Origin of the sequence: Chryseobacterium indologenes (assembly GCA_016025055.1) — a bacterium.
Lineage (GTDB): Bacteria > Bacteroidota > Bacteroidia > Flavobacteriales > Weeksellaceae > Chryseobacterium > Chryseobacterium indologenes.
Map to the genome: position 1 here is coordinate 4,130,518 of CP065590.1, position 17,325 is coordinate 4,147,842.

Annotated in this window: 7 protein-coding genes and 5 pseudogenes; 11 read left to right on the top strand and 1 reads right to left on the bottom strand. The window is 39.4% G+C overall.

The genetic code is table 11. From position 1 onward, the window contains the following. The first annotated feature begins 8 nt into the window (after positions 1-8). From H3Z85_19060 to H3Z85_19100, 9 genes and pseudogenes are all read left to right on the top strand, one after another. Positions 9-1,534, top strand: a pseudogene (locus H3Z85_19060) (aspartate aminotransferase family protein). Further along, complete coding sequence (locus H3Z85_19065; protein ID QPQ51373.1) at positions 1,506-3,929, top strand: GNAT family N-acetyltransferase; 2,424 nt, start codon at positions 1,506-1,508, stop codon at positions 3,927-3,929. The pseudogene H3Z85_19060 and the gene H3Z85_19065 overlap by 29 nt, the downstream one beginning before the upstream one ends. After that, entirely contained in the window at positions 3,922-5,238 is a 1,317-nt protein-coding gene (locus H3Z85_19070; GenBank protein QPQ51374.1) for a SidA/IucD/PvdA family monooxygenase, read from the top strand. Before H3Z85_19065 ends, H3Z85_19070 begins: the two co-directional genes overlap by 8 nt. Positions 5,239-5,243: 5 nt before the next feature. Next, complete coding sequence (locus H3Z85_19075) at positions 5,244-7,055, top strand: IucA/IucC family siderophore biosynthesis protein (GenBank protein ID QPQ51375.1); 1,812 nt, start codon at positions 5,244-5,246, stop codon at positions 7,053-7,055. After that, a pseudogene (locus tag H3Z85_19080) lies at positions 7,052-8,456 on the top strand (MATE family efflux transporter). The gene H3Z85_19075 and the pseudogene H3Z85_19080 overlap by 4 nt, the downstream one beginning before the upstream one ends. Before the next feature lies 1 nt (position 8,457). Continuing rightward, positions 8,458-8,702: pseudogene (locus H3Z85_19085) on the top strand (acyl carrier protein). A 4-nt stretch (positions 8,703-8,706) separates the two neighbouring features. After that, positions 8,707-10,094, top strand: a pseudogene (locus H3Z85_19090) (AMP-binding protein). Then, positions 10,081-12,531, top strand: a complete 2,451-nt coding sequence (locus H3Z85_19095) for a TonB-dependent siderophore receptor (protein ID QPQ51376.1) — start codon at positions 10,081-10,083, stop codon at positions 12,529-12,531. The pseudogene H3Z85_19090 and the gene H3Z85_19095 overlap by 14 nt, the downstream one beginning before the upstream one ends. Before the next feature lie 96 nt (positions 12,532-12,627). Then, a pseudogene (locus H3Z85_19100) lies at positions 12,628-13,814 on the top strand (PepSY domain-containing protein). A 157-nt stretch (positions 13,815-13,971) separates the two neighbouring features. Here H3Z85_19100 and H3Z85_19105 read toward each other — a convergent pair. Beyond that, positions 13,972-15,462: a PLP-dependent aminotransferase family protein gene (locus H3Z85_19105; GenBank protein QPQ51377.1), complete on the bottom strand. Its 1,491-nt coding sequence runs from the start codon at positions 15,460-15,462 to the stop codon at positions 13,972-13,974. 66 nt (positions 15,463-15,528) lie between these two features. On the opposite strand from H3Z85_19105, the gene H3Z85_19110 reads away from it, so the two are divergent. Both H3Z85_19110 and H3Z85_19115 read left to right on the top strand, forming a co-directional pair. Then, positions 15,529-16,137 (top strand): hypothetical protein, encoded by a 609-nt coding sequence (locus H3Z85_19110; protein QPQ51378.1) that lies wholly within the window; start codon positions 15,529-15,531, stop codon positions 16,135-16,137. Positions 16,138-16,143: 6 nt separating this feature from the next. After that, positions 16,144-17,253, top strand: coding sequence for an aminotransferase class I/II-fold pyridoxal phosphate-dependent enzyme (locus H3Z85_19115; protein ID QPQ51379.1), 1,110 nt, complete (start codon positions 16,144-16,146; stop codon positions 17,251-17,253). The last annotated feature ends 72 nt before the right edge of the window (positions 17,254-17,325 follow it).

Sequence of the window (17,325 nt, forward strand, 5' to 3'; positions counted from 1 at the left end):
AAAAATATATGAACAACAATTTTGCGCCCCTTGAAGAGGTTTCACACACTACTTCACCTCACATTTCGGGGAATTTTGGAAGTATTTTCCACCAGGACAATTACGATCATTATCGTAATGCAGTCAACAGCACTTTAGAACTTGTACAACAATTTCTTTACAGAAATGACAAGCCTTTCAGCGGAATCGAAGCCAAAGAAATGAAAGGAATGGTACAAGAGATCGATCTTAACCAAAAACTATCTACCTATAAAGAACTACTGAACGAAGTAGACGATATTTATGTAAAGCATGCCACTGCTTTTCATCTTCCACAATATGTTGCCCATTTAAACTGCCCGGTGGTGATTCCTGCTCTAGCGGGAGAAATTCTGGTAAGCGCTATCAATTCATCACAAGATACTTATGATCAGAGTGCCGGAGGAACATTTATGGAAAGAAAACTGATCGACTGGACAGCCGGTCAGTTGGGCTATAATACCAATGAAAGCGATGGTGTTTTCACCGCTGGCGGGTCCCAAAGTAACCTGATGGGGCTCGTTATGATGCGTGATTGCTTTTCTCAGAAAAGGTACAATCACAATATAAAACTCGATGGGTTACCACAGGAAGCTAGCCGTTTCAGGATTTTCGTTTCCGATAAATCGCATTTCAGTAACCTGAAAAATGCTTCTATCATGGGTCTTGGTGAAAAATCAATCGTTAAGGTACCTACCGATGACAGATTCCGTATGGATATTTCTCTGCTTAAAAAATATATTAAAAGAGAAGAACAACTGGGGAATATTCCTATTGGGATTGTGGCTACTGCCGGAACGACAGACTTTGGAAATGTAGATCCACTGGAAGATATTGCAAATATATCTGAACAGTACAACATCTGGATGCATGTAGACGCAGCGTACGGATGTGCGCTACTTTTAAGCGAAAAATACCGTCATCTTCTGACAGGCATTGAAAGAGCAGATTCTGTAACGATAGATTATCATAAATCCTTTTTCCAGCCGATCAGCAGCAGTGCTTTTATTGTTAAAAACAAAAAAGAACTGTTAATCCTTAAACATCATGCAGACTATCTGAATCCTAAAGAAATGGATGAAGAGGAAATTCCTGCACAGATCAATAAATCCATTACGCAGAGTACCCGAAGATTTGACGCGTTAAAACTTTGGTTTACCCTGCGAATGATGGGAAAAGAGCAGCTAGCAGAATATACGGACACCGTGATCGACCTTACAAAGATGCTGCATCGATGATCGATGAAGATGCTGATTTTGAATTGCTTTCAGATTCTGATTTAAGCGTATTGGTTTTCAGATACGTAAGACCTGAGATTACAGATCTCAATGCTTTGAATCAATATATCAAGATGAAACTGTTTTACAGTGGAGAAGTATTGGTTGCCAGTACAAAAGTTGACGGAAATTTCTACCTGAAATTTACCTTCCTCAACCCGATTACCACCACAGAAGATATTCACGGAATTCTTACTAAAATCAAAAAACATGGAGAAAACTTTGGTACAGAAAACTAAGTGGAAAGAAAAAGCTGAAGCAATAACATTCCGCATTTTACTGAACGGAATGCTCAGAGAGCTTAGAAACGGAAAATTTTATCAGGGAATTCCTGTCTATGACCCGTTAACAGCTGAAGCGCTGAAAAATACGGGTTATTCGTTGCATATGAGGTTTGAGCTGAAAAAAAGCGGGATCTTTTTATTTGCGCCGGTAACATATCGTTCTGAAAGCCCTTTCCATGAATATGGATTCCCGGTTTGGGCGGTAGATCATCAAAACCAGAAAATTTTTGAAGTCAATGCTGAACAATTGATTTCATTAGTGTATAAAGAGTTTTCTGATACTTCGACAGAGGCAGGGCTTCAGCGTTTCAAGGACCGGATTTTAAGCAATCTGAAGAACCTGGAAGAAACATTAACCTGTTCGAAAGATCAAAACAGCCTATCCTATTCATTTATAGAATCTGAACAGCTTCTTCCAGTTGGTCATAACCTTCATCCTTTCACCAAATCTAGGATGGGATTTTCAGAAGAGCAACAACAGACCTATTGCCCGGAATTTGGAAAAGGATTCCAGCTTGACTATTTCCTGGTTAACAGGAATTTGGTCACTGAAAGATCTTTACCCGGTATCTCAGCACAGGAAATTATCGGAAAACTGATTCCTTCAGAGGAAAAACTCAGTAAAAACTACCTTAAAGAAGGTGAAAACACAAATGACTATTATATCCTTCCCGCTCATCCGTGGGAAGCTCAATATCTTTTAGATTCAAAAGAATACTCCGATTTGTTTGAATCCCGAAAAATAATACATATCGGATCCAGAGGTGAAGACTTTTATGCAACTTCTTCTATCAGAACGGTATACAATCCTGATTTCAGGTGGATGTTTAAGTTCTCTTTGCATGTACTGATGACAGGTTCCGTAAGAACCAACAGTCTGAAAGATCTGAAAAGAGGCTATGCGTCAGCAATTTGGTGGGAAGATGTGCGTCCTTCCTTTGAGGAAAACTATAAAGATTTCAAACTTCTGCTGGAACCAGCAACGATAAGTGTTGATTTTGAAGGTAAAAATATCGACAGTTTTAACACACTGATCAGAGAAAATCCATTCTCACCGAAGGATAGAGTATTATTACTGGCCAGGTTATGTCAGGATGAGCCTTCTTCTGCAACGGGTTTTGCCACTCATTTTTTTGAAAATGTTATTCAGAATATGGGGCTGGAAGGAGAGGAAGCGGTCATGTTATGGTTTGAAAAATACATCAAACTACTGCTGTCTCCTTTAAATAAATTATTCAACACCTTCGGAATGGCCCCGGAAGTTCATCAGCAAAACCTGATGATCGAACTGGATGAAAGCCTTCTTCCGAAAACAATTTGGGTAAGAGACGGACAAGGATATCTTTTACGGGAAAGCAGTAAAAACCAATACGAAAATCTGATTAAAAAGTATCCTGAAATAGAGGAACTTTTCATCCGCGATGAACGTCTCCTTGATATTATCTCGCATCACCTGCTGGTAAGCAATCTTTCAGCCCTGATCAGCTCAATCGGTAAAACCGGACTGGCAAACGAAAGATCATTGATCGATATTCTTTATCAGGAATTTGAGTATCTGCATATACATAAACCATCTGCATTAACTGATTATGCTTTGAATCAAAGGTATTGGTCCGTGAAATCAAATCTTCATTCTGCGGTAATGAATGTAGATGGCGGAGTGAATGCAGCAGCGGTTTCATATGCTAAAGTTCCAAATCTGCTGCATCTGTATTTCTTCTCGGATCAGCTTATCCAGCCTGAAGGAGCAGATGTTTTTTTCAAACGCTATTTCCCGAAGGAAGACGTCACCATGAGTATACGGCCCATTGATCTCGAAAATGACCTTGAAATGCTGCATGAATGGTTTAATCGTGAGCACGCCGTAAAAATATGGCAGATGAACTGGCCGATCGATGAGCTTGAAACCTACTATCGACTGATGCTTCCAAGCCAGGAAGCCCACAGCTATATTGTATTGAGCAATGATGAGCCTTCCTGTAATATTGAGATCTATTGGGCATCCAGAGATATGGTAGGAGACTATTATGATGTACTGCCTACAGATTATGGAACGCATCAGTTTATTGCTCCGGTGGATCCGAAAAAGAAATATGTATCACCTTCCACGCAATCTATGGTCGACTATGTTTTTGCTCAACCTGAGGTAGGTAAAATGGTAGGAGAGGGCTCGGTAGATTCACTCGCTTCCATGATGAATAAGGCCCACGTCGGTTTCAAAGTAGAAAAAGTGATTGAAATGCCCCATAAAAAAGCAAACCTCAACTTCTGCTACAGAGAATGGTACTGGGAAAAATTCCCTCAAAACAAAAATGTAAAAATCACCACCAACATCACAGAACATGAATAACGAAACTGTATATAACGTCATAGGAATAGGTATCGGCCCCTTTAATTTAGGTCTTGCAGCATTATCACATCCCATTTCCGAATTGAAAACCCTCTTTCTGGATCAAAGAGATGGCTTTGACTGGCATCCGGGATTGATGATCGACCATGTGACCCTGCAAACACCTTTTTTATGTGATTGTGTTTCCATGGCAGATCCAACCCATCCGTTAAGCCTTTTAAATTACCTTAAAGAAACCGACAGGCTGTATAAGTTCTTTATCCGTGAAAACTTCTTCATTCCACGAAAAGAATACAACCGCTATTGCCAATGGGTGATAAAACAATTGCCTGAATGCCGTTTTTCAACACAGGTAACGGATATTGAGTATGAAAACGGTATTTACCTTGTTTCTACAATTGATACAAAGACTAAAGAAAAACAGGTTTTCAAAACGGAAAGACTTGTCCTTGGAACGGGAACACAGCCGCATATTCCTTCTTTTATTCCTAAAAATGATGCCCGAATCATCCATACCAGTTCCTATTTATACCGAAAGGAAGAATTATTGTCTCAAGGTAAAAAGATTGCTATAATCGGTTCCGGACAAAGTGCTGCTGAGGTTTTTTATGATCTTCTTCAAAGCAGAGATGAAGACACGCAATTGGGATGGTACTCCCGTCCTGACAGGTTTTTCCCTATGGAATACTCAAAGCTGACACTGGAGCTGACTTCGCCTGATTATGTGGAATATTTCTACAGCAGAAGTGAAGAGGCCAGAAAAACAATTTTAAGCAAGCAGCAGGCCCAGTTTAAAGGGATTAATTATGACCTCATCAATGATATTTACGATTTTATCTACGATCTGAATATCGATAACGCAGATCCGAAGTTGACGATCATACCTAACAGCCAGCTTGACAGGGTTAATAATGAAAGCCCTGAATCTCTTCATCTTGAATTCACGCAGCTGGAACAGGAAGTACCTTACGAACAGGAAGCAGATTATCTGATTCTCGGCACGGGATATCGTTATCATGAACCTTTATTCCTTAAAAATATACAATCAAGAATAAAAAGAGATTCTAACGGCTTATTTGCAGTAAACAGGAATTATTCCATTGATGAAAACGGAGGAGAAATCTATGTGCTGCACGCAGAAGTACACACCCACAGCTACATTTCCACAGATCTTGGAATGGCAGCCTATCGTAATTCTTTTATCATCAACGATATCCTTGGAAGAGAGCATTATAAAGTGGAAAAGAAAATCGCTTTCCAGGATTTTGATGTAGAGAAATACGCTGAATTACCAATCGCAAAAATATAACAGAAATGAACACCCATTTAGAATATACAATCAGCCAGGAAAACTGGAATGAGGCCAACAGAAACCTTATGGCCAAAACTATTGCAGAATTAATGCATGAAGAATTACTAAAACCTGTTGCAACATTTCAGGACGATGAAGACTTTACGGTTTTTACACTTGAAACAGGAGTGGAGGTTATTCAATACACCTTCCGTGGCCAGGAAAGAATGATGGACTACTGGCATATTGACAAAGACAGTATCACCAGAATGGAAAATGGAGAAAAACAGCCTGTTGTAGATGTTGCAGCCTTTTTTCTTGAAATGCAGTCGGTTTTTGACCTTGATCCATACACCATCGCAAGATACACCGAAGAATTATTGCACACTTTATACTGTGATGCCATGATTCTGGCTAAAGGAACAATGACTTCACAGGATCTGGCAGCTTCGGACTATCAAACCATTGAACATCACATGACAGGGCATCCCTGGGTCATTGTGAACAAAAGTAGACTGGGCTTTTCGCCACGTGATTTGCAGGCATTTGCTCCCGAATCGGATCAGAACCTGAAGGTTTTATGGCTGGCTGCTCACCGCAGCAGATCTGCATTCCAATCCCTGGATTCTATTGACAGAGAAGATTTCTACCGCTCTGAAATAGGCCCCGAATTGTTTGATCAGTTCAAACAAAAACTGACCGCTCAGGGAAAATCTGTAGAAGATTATCATTTTATTCCTGTTCATCCATGGCAGTGGGAGCATAAGCTGAAGATTCATTTTGCTGGCGATATTGCCTCAGGACTGCTGATCCGGCTGGGAGAAGGAAATGATGTTTACAGCCCGCAGCAAAGTATCCGTACTTTGTTCAATTCAGACCATCCGGAAAAAAGATACTTAAAAACAGCGGTTTCCATTTTAAGTACCGGAAATATCAGGGGATTATCACCGAAACAGATGAAAATTGCTCCTGCAATTACAGCATGGGTAAAAAGCTTGATTAAAGGTGACACTTACCTTGATCATAAAGGAACTATTTTCCTGGGAGAAGAGGCTTCTATTGCCTATTTACATCCTCAGTACGGAGCTATTGCCAACGTACCTTATCAGTACAATGAATTCCTGGGAGCTCTTTGGCGTGAAAGTGCCGAAAACTATCTGGAATCAGATGAAGAAATGGTAACAATGGCCTCCCTGTTGTATGTGGATAAGAACGGGACACCGCTGGTTCAGGCATTCGCAGAAAAAGCAGGAATGACGATCAGAGAATGGATCACCCAATATCTGGATGCTTACCTGACACCGCTGCTTCATATTTATTATACCCATTCATTGTGTGTAACGCCTCATGGTGAGAACATTATGGTAGTTTTAAAGAACGGAGTGCCACAAAGAATCGTGATTAAAGATTTCGTGGATGATATCGTTCTTACCACAGAAGCCAGAGAAAAACTCCCTGCACACCTTGCGGATGGTCTTATCCAGTCTTCCAACAAGGAGAATGTTCCTTTGTTTATTCTGTTAGGCGTTTTTGATGCTTTCTTCAGATATTTATCCAATGTTCTTCATACCTATTCAGAATTTGAAGAAGAGACGTTCTGGACCCTTGTTCATGATTGCATCGAAAGTTATAAAAATGACAATCCTCATCTGCAGGAAAGATATGCTAAATATGACCTGTATGTTCCGGCATTCAAAAGGTTCTATATCAACAGTCTTCGTTTGAAAAATAACGGGTACAGCGAAAATAAAGCATTTGCGATTCCGAGAAAGGATGGAGCCTTACCGAACCCTTTACATCAGATTACCAACAAAAACTCTGTAGCAGCATTATGAGGAAATTCCTGCATATGCTAAAGGAAGGAACGGTTTTTACCTACGGAGCTCTCGCCGGAAAAAAGGTGGAGCTGACATCGGGAAGTATCAACCGTTCTATCTTTAGTTTAGCCATTCCAATGGTGATGGAATTGGTGATGGAGTCTGTTTTTGTAAGCGTCAATCTCCTGATTATCGCCAGATTGGGGGATAAAGTATTGGGGCTTGTGGGAATTACAGACAACTACATCAATTTTGCCTATGCTATTGCAGTAGGACTTGGAATTGCTGCAGCAACTCTTGTGGCCAGAAGAGCAGGTGAAAAGGATACCGAAGGAATGGGCAGAACGGCTCACTATATTATTCTTTTAGCTTTTTTCTTCGCCGTTTTGATCGGGGGAATTTCCTGCCTGTTTGCCTCGGAAATTGTTGCGTTCCTCGGGATCAGTACAGATGTCGTAACCGATGGATTATCATTTTCAGCGTCTGGTATTTCTAAGCATCGGATTGGTTATTCTAAGGCTTTCCATAAACGGACTCTTCAGAGGAGCCGGGGATGCCGATCTTGCGATGAAGTCATTATGGTTATGCCATATTTCGAATATTGTTTTTGCCGTAGTTCTTGTTTTCGGTGTGGGATTTATTCCTGCTTTCGGATTAATGGGACTGGCCTATGCAACGATTTTATCGAGGCTATTAGCTGTCATCTATCAGTTTTTCATTTTGCTTTCGGGTAAAACGAGTATTAATATCCTGATGAAATTCCATCTGGACATTCCTCTGCTCAGAAAAATACTGAAAATAGCCTTTGGCGGATTGGTACAGTACATCATTCCAACTTCCAGCTGGCTGATTATGGTGAAAATCATTTCTACTTTCGGAACGACAGCATTGGCAGGATATATCATTGCGCAGCGTATTGCTTCAGTAGCGACGATGCCTGCCTGGGGAATCGGAAATGCTGCCGGAGTTCTTACAGGACAAAATCTGGGAGCCGGAGATCCCGACCGAGCTGAAAAAACAGTCTGGCGGGCAGGAACCATCAATATGACCTATCTTATTGCTGTAGCCTTGTTTTGGCAAATTGCAGCCGAATATGTAGTGAAATTTTTCACCACAGAAACTGAAGTGGCCAGATATGCTGTTCAGTACATTCATGTCGTATCTATGGCTTATCTCTTACTGGGCTTTACGATGGTGATCAGCCGTGCCCTTAATGCCGCCGGAAATATCATGCAGGTTACCATGCTTTATATCATTATGTTTTATGTCATCCAGCTTCCTCTGGCATACCTGCTGGGGGTAAGATTTCAATGGGAACTGACGGGCATATTTACCGCCATTGTCTCATCAGAAATAGTACTGGCCGTCCTTTTCTTAATGATTTTTAAAAACGGTAAATGGAAAACTATAAAAATTTAAAATGAATACAACAGAAGAATTTTATGAAATTATCGCCTCAGCTATTGCGATAAAAAAGAACTGGTGAATGAAAATCTTACCTACCAGGAAATCCCCGAATGGGATTCGATGTCTCATTTGCTTATTGTAGAAGCATTGGAGCAGTTTTATCAGATCAAATTTGACTTTAACGATATCCTGGAAATGGGTACGGTAGGTAAAATTCGTGAAAAAATGAAAAAATACGAGGTCCTCGTAGAAAACTAAGAATATGAAAATTTTAGAAAATGTAATTGCCAACAGAAATCTGTTGTTTACAGACGCTACCACCGGAAAAACTATTCCGGTTGGTACTCTGTACAGATCTTTAGGCCTTAACCCCGTAGAAAAAGGCCTGATCTTTTTGTACAATGACAATCAGCTTTCTTCCATTGAAGTCCTGCTGAATTTTTACGGAACAGCACACACCATTGCTGTTTTAGGCCAAAAACTTCACACGGAGTTCAAAGCACGTTTGGAAGAAGAATACCGCCCGAAATATATCTTTGACCCATCACGAGAAGAAGTTCCGGGTTATACTGTCAAAGCTTTTTCGGATTCGGTGAGTATTCATGTGAAAAAGATTATCAATGTGAAGTGGTTATCAATCCTGAAATCAAAATATTGTTAAGTACTTCAGGAACCACAGGCATTCCCAAGCTGGTTAAATTATCCGACGAAAGTCTGTATCAGAATGCGTTAAGTATTCTTCAGTATATGCCTATTTTAGAATCGGATGTGGTTCCTCTGAATGTTCCGATCAATTTTGTGTACGGTTTTTCCATTTTTACGACCAACTGTATGCGTGCCGGAAGAATTGTCTGCACCGACAAAGACATCATGCAAAAAGCTTTCTGGGATGAAATGGAAGAATTCGGGTACAGTACTCTGGGAGGAGTTCCTTATCTCTACGAAAATCTGAACAGAATCGGTTTTTTTAGAAAAGACAGTCCAAGTTTAAGATATATGACTCACACCGGAGGAGTGATCAATGGCGAATTGAGAAAAACCATTTTTTCTTACTGTCATGAGTTTGAAAAACAGTTTTTTGCACAATACGGTCAGACCGAAGCAGGTGGAAGAATGGCTTATCTCACCACAGATGGTCTTCTTGAAGATGAAACATCCATCGGAACTCCGGTTCATGGAGGCGATTTCAGTATTGATCCGGATAACGATGAGCTTTTGTTCTCTCACAACAGTATTTACGGAGGTTATGCCCATACGCTTAAAGATCTGACCTCTTATGAGCAGCCGGCAGTGCTCCGTACAGGAGATACCGCTCAAAAGGGAAAAAACGGCATCTATTATATTACCGGACGTATCAAAAGAATCATGAAGCTATTCGGAATCCGTCTTAACCTGGATGAAGTGGAGTTTATCCTGAAAAATGAGATGGAAGGAAATACTTTTGTCTGCCTGAATTCCAACGACAAGAAAATCATTGTATTGTACGACAATCCGGAGATTGATCCACAAGTTATCACAGAAATTATTAAAAACAAACTGCGCATCAATCCTCAATATGTACGCGCTGACCTTATAGAATCATTCCCGTTATCACAAAACGGTAAAATAAACTATCCCCTGTTACAAAACTTACAGCATGAAAACATCTAAAACCCTTATATTACTTCTTGGTCTTGCTTTAACTTCAAATCAGCTTTCAGCACAACAGAGCGACAGAGTTCATGGCAAAATCATGCTGTCTGAACAGGCACCTGTAAAAAATGCCGTTTTAAGGCTTTTGGATACGTCTCATCAGGCAAAAACCAATAATTTAGGAGAATATTACTTTGAAAATGTACCACCTGGAGAATATATGCTTCAGGTGGTTTTAAATGATATCGAATTGATGCGTGAGAAAATCAGCATTAAAAAAGATGTCTATGAAATTCCGGCTATTTATGCTTCCATTCATAATAATGTGATTGAAGGAATTACCATTTATGCGGTCAGCAGAAACAAATTTCTGGACAAAGACAGCACTTCTGTGGCAAAAATGCCCTTAAAAAACTTAGAAAATCCTCAGGCATACACGAGCATTAATCAGCAAATCATGAAGGAGCAGCTTACCTATGATGTTTCAGAGGTTTTGAAAAATGTTCCCGGTATGGTAAAAATGCAGGGAAGTCCGGGAAGGGGTTCCGGTGACGGAAGCTTTTACTACAGCTTACGAGGTTTCCCGACAAAAGTATCCATGGTTGATGGAATTCCTGCGACGACCAACGGAGAAATCGATCCTTCAGATATTGAACGTCTTGAAGTAATTAAAGGTCCTTCAGGGACATTGTACGGAGGAGCGGTAACATCATTTGGAGGGCTGATCAATTTAGTTACAAAAAAACCGAAAGATTATTTCGGAGGCGAAATATCCTACCTTATGGGAAGCTACAATCTGAATCGGGTGACAGCAGATGTCTATGGCCCGATAACCGACAACCGGAAAACATTGTTCCGCCTGAATGCAGCTTATCAGTATCAGAATGGCTTCAGGGATTCTGAATTCAGAAAATCATTCTTTGTCGCTCCAACAGTAAGTTATCAGGTCAGTGACCGTTTGAAATTCAGTTTAGGTGCTCAGATCTATAATTATGAAGGAACCAATACTCCGATTATCTTTCTTTCCAGAACAAGACCTTATGTTGCACACAATCCTGATGAACTGGGCTTCGATTGGAAAAGATCGTATTCCAATAATGATATGACCCTGAAAGCTCCTTCCATCAACGTAAGAGCTGAAGCCAATTATAAAATTTCAGATAAATGGTCCTCACAAACCCTGCTTTCAAGAAACTTCAGAAAAACTGAAGGTATATATCAATATCAGTTCATCAGAGGTAAAGATAATGATAAGGATTTGGAACGTAATGTACAATTGCAGAATTCGGAAGCTGCTTCTACAAGTTTTCAGCAAAACTTTAATGGGGAATTTAATATTGGTAAAATCAAAAATAAAGTTTTAATTGGATTAGATTATTTAAATCAGTCTATCAACAACAATCATTCTCCAATTGTAGCATTTGACGACAAGTATATTGATGGACAAAGCTTAACGGGTAGTTATGGAAGTATCTCCAAAGATCTTGCCCTTCAGAAAATCCAGGCTTTTACCCAGGAAGCCATTAAATTAGGGAAAACACCTTTGGTTAGAAATACATCTTCTGCTAATCTGTATGGAGCATATATTTCCAATGTAACCTATATTACAGACCGACTAATTACTTTATTAAGTTTGCGTGTTGATCACTACGAAAGCAAAGGACAGCTTAACCTGAATACCAACGTTCGTGCAGGAGAGTTTAAGCAAACAGCCTGGTCTCCGAAGATAGGTTTGGTGTATCAGATTATTAAAGATCAGCTATCAGCCTATGGAAACTATATGAACGGCTTTAGCTATACACCGCCTGTGGTACAGAAACTGGCAGATTATAGTGATGATATGAAGCCACAAATGGCCAACCAGTGGGAAGTAGGCGTAAAAGGAAATTTTTGGAGAAACAAAGTGAATTTCACGGTAGGATACTATGATATCCTTGTTGACAACATTCAAAGAGGAATCGGAGTCGTTCGTGATGGACAAGAATATGCTATTGTTATTCAGGATGGACAACAAAGGAGTAAAGGAATCGAAATTGAAACCATTATGAATCCTGTTCAGGGATTAAACATTATGGCAGGATATACCTATAACCACAGCAGATTTGAAAAAGCAGATGCCGATGTGGAAGGCCGCCGCCCGGAATCTGCAGGTCCTGCCAATGTATTTAATTCGTGGATCAGTTATATTATTCCCATTAAAGGGCTTCAGGGATTAGGAGTAGGTTTCGGGGTAAACCGTGTCGGAAAACAGATTACCGGAAATAAAGTAACAACCGGACAATTTGCATTTCCTGCCTACACATTGATCAATGCTTCTGTTACTTTAGAAAAAGAAAGATATCGCTTAGGATTTAAAATGAATAATATAGGCAATGTGCAGTACTTTGCAGGCCAGGGAGTGATTGTGGCTCAGATGCCGCGTAATTTTGTTGCCGAAGTAAGTTTTAAATTTTAATACTACCAAGACAGAAGTGAAGAGTCTATATAAAGGCAAAAAGAAAGCTTGCTGATTTTTATCGACACATACACTTTCCACTACTCCTTATAAGCTATGAAACTTAAATTTAGAAAAATAGCCTATCAGTTACATCTATGGCTCGGACTCGCGTCCGGGCTTATAGTTGTCATAATGGCTGCAACAGGTTGTATCCTTTCATTTGAGGATGAACTGAAACATCTGATACATCCCCAAAGATATTACATAAATGCGATAGGTAAAGAGAAATTACCACTTGCCGAATTAACTGCTAAAGCTGAACAGGTACTTCCTGAAGGCTTAAAAATCAAAAGAGTACAGATTTCTTCGGATCCTTACGGAACCTATATGTTCAGAACGTTGAAAATGGATAATGAAGCGTTGACGTATTGGGGAACTTACGTGTATTATTACCGGGTATATCTTGATCCATACACCGGAAATGTTCAGGAAGTAGAAAACGCAAAAACGGATTTTTTTGAAATTGTCCTTGATCTCCACCGAAGATTGCTTCTGGGAGAAAAAATAGGGAAAGCCATTACCGGTTATTCAACCTTAGTATTGGCTGTCATTCTTTTTCCGGACTGGTGATATGGTATCCGCGGAAAATGAGTAAAAGTATGCTCAAAGGCATGTTTTTTATTAAGCTCTCTGCCAACTGGAAAAGAATCAATTATGATCTTCATAATGTGCTGGGATTTTATTCGATGATCCCTTTACTTTTGATTGCCTATTCTGCTTTGATATGGAATTTTAAGGGTATGGATACATGGATACAAGATTTTTTAAATAACAATGGCAAAGTAGAACAAAAAATAAAAAGCAATAAACCTAAGAATGAATCTACTGATCGGGATATGGTTCTTGCCAAGATATGGAAAACTGTGGAAAGTCAGATGGTCCATAAGAAATCTGCAATGATTAACTTTCCCAGAACAGATGAAGGAACATATTATGCAGAAATAACAAAAGGTGAAAAGCAATACCAGAACGAACAGTTCAATTTTGATCAATATTCCGGAGCAAAGCTGAAATATCAGTCGTATAAAGATAAAAACATTGGAAACGGAACTGCCCTTAGGGAAAGGAATTACGACTTGCATACCGGAAGTATTTTCGGAATGACCGGACGAATCCTATACTTTCTGGCAGGAATTATAGCCACTTCATTACCTATTACCGGTTTTATTATTTTTTTAAACAGGAAAAAGAAAAAGCCAAAACACAAGAAGAATAAGATTGTTTTTCCTCGCCACCACTAATTATCTTCAGTAAGAGGGATGCTGCATATTTTAATACCACTAATGCACGAATAAATTTTCTTATAAGCCTATGTGCCTATGTGGTTATATTTTTTACCACATAGATTTAATGCATAAATTCTTTGGTTTTTTAATTCGTGCATTCGTGGCAGAAAAATCACTCTATCAATCTTTTCACATTGTTGGAAAAAACATCAACACTTTTTTCCATTTCATCAGCATTAAGATCTCCAAATCCCAGTCTCATGGCCGTCAGATTTTTATTCTGATACAACAATGTTTTAGGAATAAACAGGTTATCCTGCGCGCATCCGCGGCTCAGTTGCATCAGGTTAATGGGAACATTCCATTCCAGCCAGATGGCCAACCCGCCGGAAGGTATTTGAAAAGTGATGAGGTTTTCAAGGTTTTCTTTAAGGAGAACAGCAAGATAATCCCTTCTTTCCTGATACACTTTTAGTGATTTTTTCAGGTACCGGTTAATTTCTCCCTCTTCAATCATTTCTCCCAATGCTCTTTCCATAAGAATATCACCTTGACGGTCTATAATTCCCAAATACTTCCTCATTTCAGCCATCAGATTTTCGGGAGCAACGATGAACCCGGTTCTGAATCCGGGAGCCAGAGACTTTCCAAACGAACCGATATAAATGACCATTCCATTGGTATCTGCACTGGCCAAAGGAAGGATAGGACTTTTGTCGTAATGAAATTCGTAGTCATAATCGTCCTCAAGAATAATAAAACCATATTCATTGGCCAGCTCCAGCAATTCCAATCTCCTTTGTGCACTTATGGCAACAGTGGTAGGATAGTGGTGATGTGGTGTGAGGTAGAGCATTCTTATTTTTTGCTTTTTGCAAGCTTCCCGAACATTTTCTACTATGATTCCCTCTTCGTCAATAGGAATTGAGACCATTTGAACTCCGGCTTTCATAAAAATCATATTGACGGAAAAATAGCTTAAAGCTGCTACCAATACTACATCTCCGGGAGAAAGAAGGATTTCGGATACAATATAAATACTCATTTCCGTGCTTCGGGTGATCAGAAGATTGTTTTTAGAAATGGGTAATCCGCGCGATAAATTGAGATATCGGGATAGATGTTCCTTGAAAAATTCACTTCCGTCATGGTTATAATGTCCGGAAATCTTCTGATTGGACTTCCGTTTAAGAATAGAACTATAAAACCGCGAATGCTGGGCAATCTGGGTCAGTCTGATATCAGGAACCCCGTCATTGAAAACATATTCACAATCCGAATGTTCAAAAGGATTATCCAGAATATTGGATGTTTTAAATAAGAACCCTGTTGTTTCAGGATAATTTTGAAGATTATTATGTTGAAAATCATTAACCTTTATGGGCTTTTCCTCATCTTTTCCAATCACAAACGTTCCTTTATTGGGAAAACTCTCTGTCCAGCCTTGTGCCGAAAGCTCGTCATAAACCGCTACCGCTGTATTCCTGTGGATTTCCAGCATTTCACTAAAGGTTCTTGTACCCGGAAGTTTGGTTCCAAAAGGTAAAAAACCTCTTTGTATAGCATTGATCAGTTGATTGGCAATTTGTAAATAGATGGAAGTGTCTGATTTTCTATCTATTTTAATAAAGCTTTCATAAGGAATTCTAACCGGACTATCCATAATATCAAAACTGGCACCATATAGCCATCCGGCAATATACTACTTTTGACATCAAAATAAAAATCTATGGAATTTCATCACTTGTTGAAAAGGATTGTACAGGAAGGCAATACCCACGCTAAATGGCTGAATACTCTTTCATTTATGGAAAATGCCGGAGCAAGGAAAATATCAAAATGTGAGCATCCGGTTTTGGTCAGTCAGATCCAGTTGAAACATGCTGCTGAAGAACACCGTCATGCTTATTATTTAAAAAAACAAATTGGAAAAATAGATCCCGAGCTTTGCAAAACCTATGAAAGCAAGGAACTTCTTGCTCCCGTAGCGACACGACAATACCTTCATTCGCTGGATATCAAAGCTTGTAAATACCTACAGCAGGCTTTTGGACTTACCAAGGAAGATTTAAAATATGCCGCTTATCTTTTTGTAACCTATGCAATTGAAGTGCGCGCTGATGAACTTTACCCTGTTTATCAAGAGATTCTTACGGAAGAATCGTCTAAGATCATGGTAAAATCTATTATTTTGGAAGAAGAAGGTCATCTTGAGGAAATGATTCATCAGTTAAATGAATTCTCCGCTGAATGGCAGCAGCACGCCCATCATATTCTGGCCATTGAAAAAGAACTGCATGAGCAATGGATTGCCGCAATCATTCAGGAAGTAGCATAATTATCCATGCTTATTCATCATAAATTTCAGGAACTGCTTCGTAAAAGGAAGGAAGCCGGAACTTTCAGAAGTCTGAAGCCCCAGGCAGACGGAATTGATTTTTATTCCAACGATTATCTGGGCCTGGCAAGGAATAAAGATTTCCGGAATATATTGTTGCAGGCAATTAATGATCATCCGGAACTGATTTCAGGAAGTACGGGGTCAAGGCTCATCAGTGGGAATACCGGTATTGCTGTTGTCACAGAAGAATATATCGCAAAAAAGCATGGGTTTGCTGATGCATTGCTTTTCCCTTCAGGCTATAATGCCAATCTTGCTTTGTTTTCGACTCTTCTAACCCGTCATGATACGATAATTGTAGACGAACAGATTCATCGTTCAGTACATGACGGTTGTAAAATGTCACATGCCAGAAAGTTGAAATTCAGGCACAATGATCTGGAAGACCTGGAAAAAGTATTAAAAAGACAGAAAGGACAATGTTATATTGCAATAGAAAGTCTCTATTCTATGGATGGCGATCTGGCACCCATTGAGGATATTGTGATTCTTGCGCAACAATATAATGCGGGTATCCTTGTAGATGAAGCACATGCTTTTGGTGTTTTGGGCTATGGATTGGTAGAACAATATCAATTACAGGATAAGGTTTTGGCGGTGTTGGTGACATATGGGAAAGCACTTGGTGTCCACGGAGCTGCTATCTTGTGTAATGAAATGGTGAAGTCTTACCTTATCAACTTTGCAACCCCATTTATCTACACAACTTCCGCACAGGATTTTCAGTGGGTAAGTATTAAATCGGGTTATGAATTCCTGAAAAATCACCAGGAGTTACCCAAAAAACTTCGGGACAATATTGATCTTTTTAAAAAGCAAGGGCTGAAAACCCCGTCATCATCAAAAAGTCCTGTTCAGGCTATTATAATTCCTGATAATCAGAAGCTGAAAACAATGCAAAATATTTTATTGAAGGAAAAATTTTTAACCTATGCCGTTTATAGCCCAACCGTAAAAGAAGGAACGGAAAGATTACGGATATGTCTTCACAGTTTTAATACGGAGGATGAGATCATACGATTAGCAGAAATCATGAAACAACATCTAAACTAAGAACATGAAGACTGAAGATAAAAACACTTATTGGTTTAACCTTAAAAATTAATACATAAAACATCCACATCA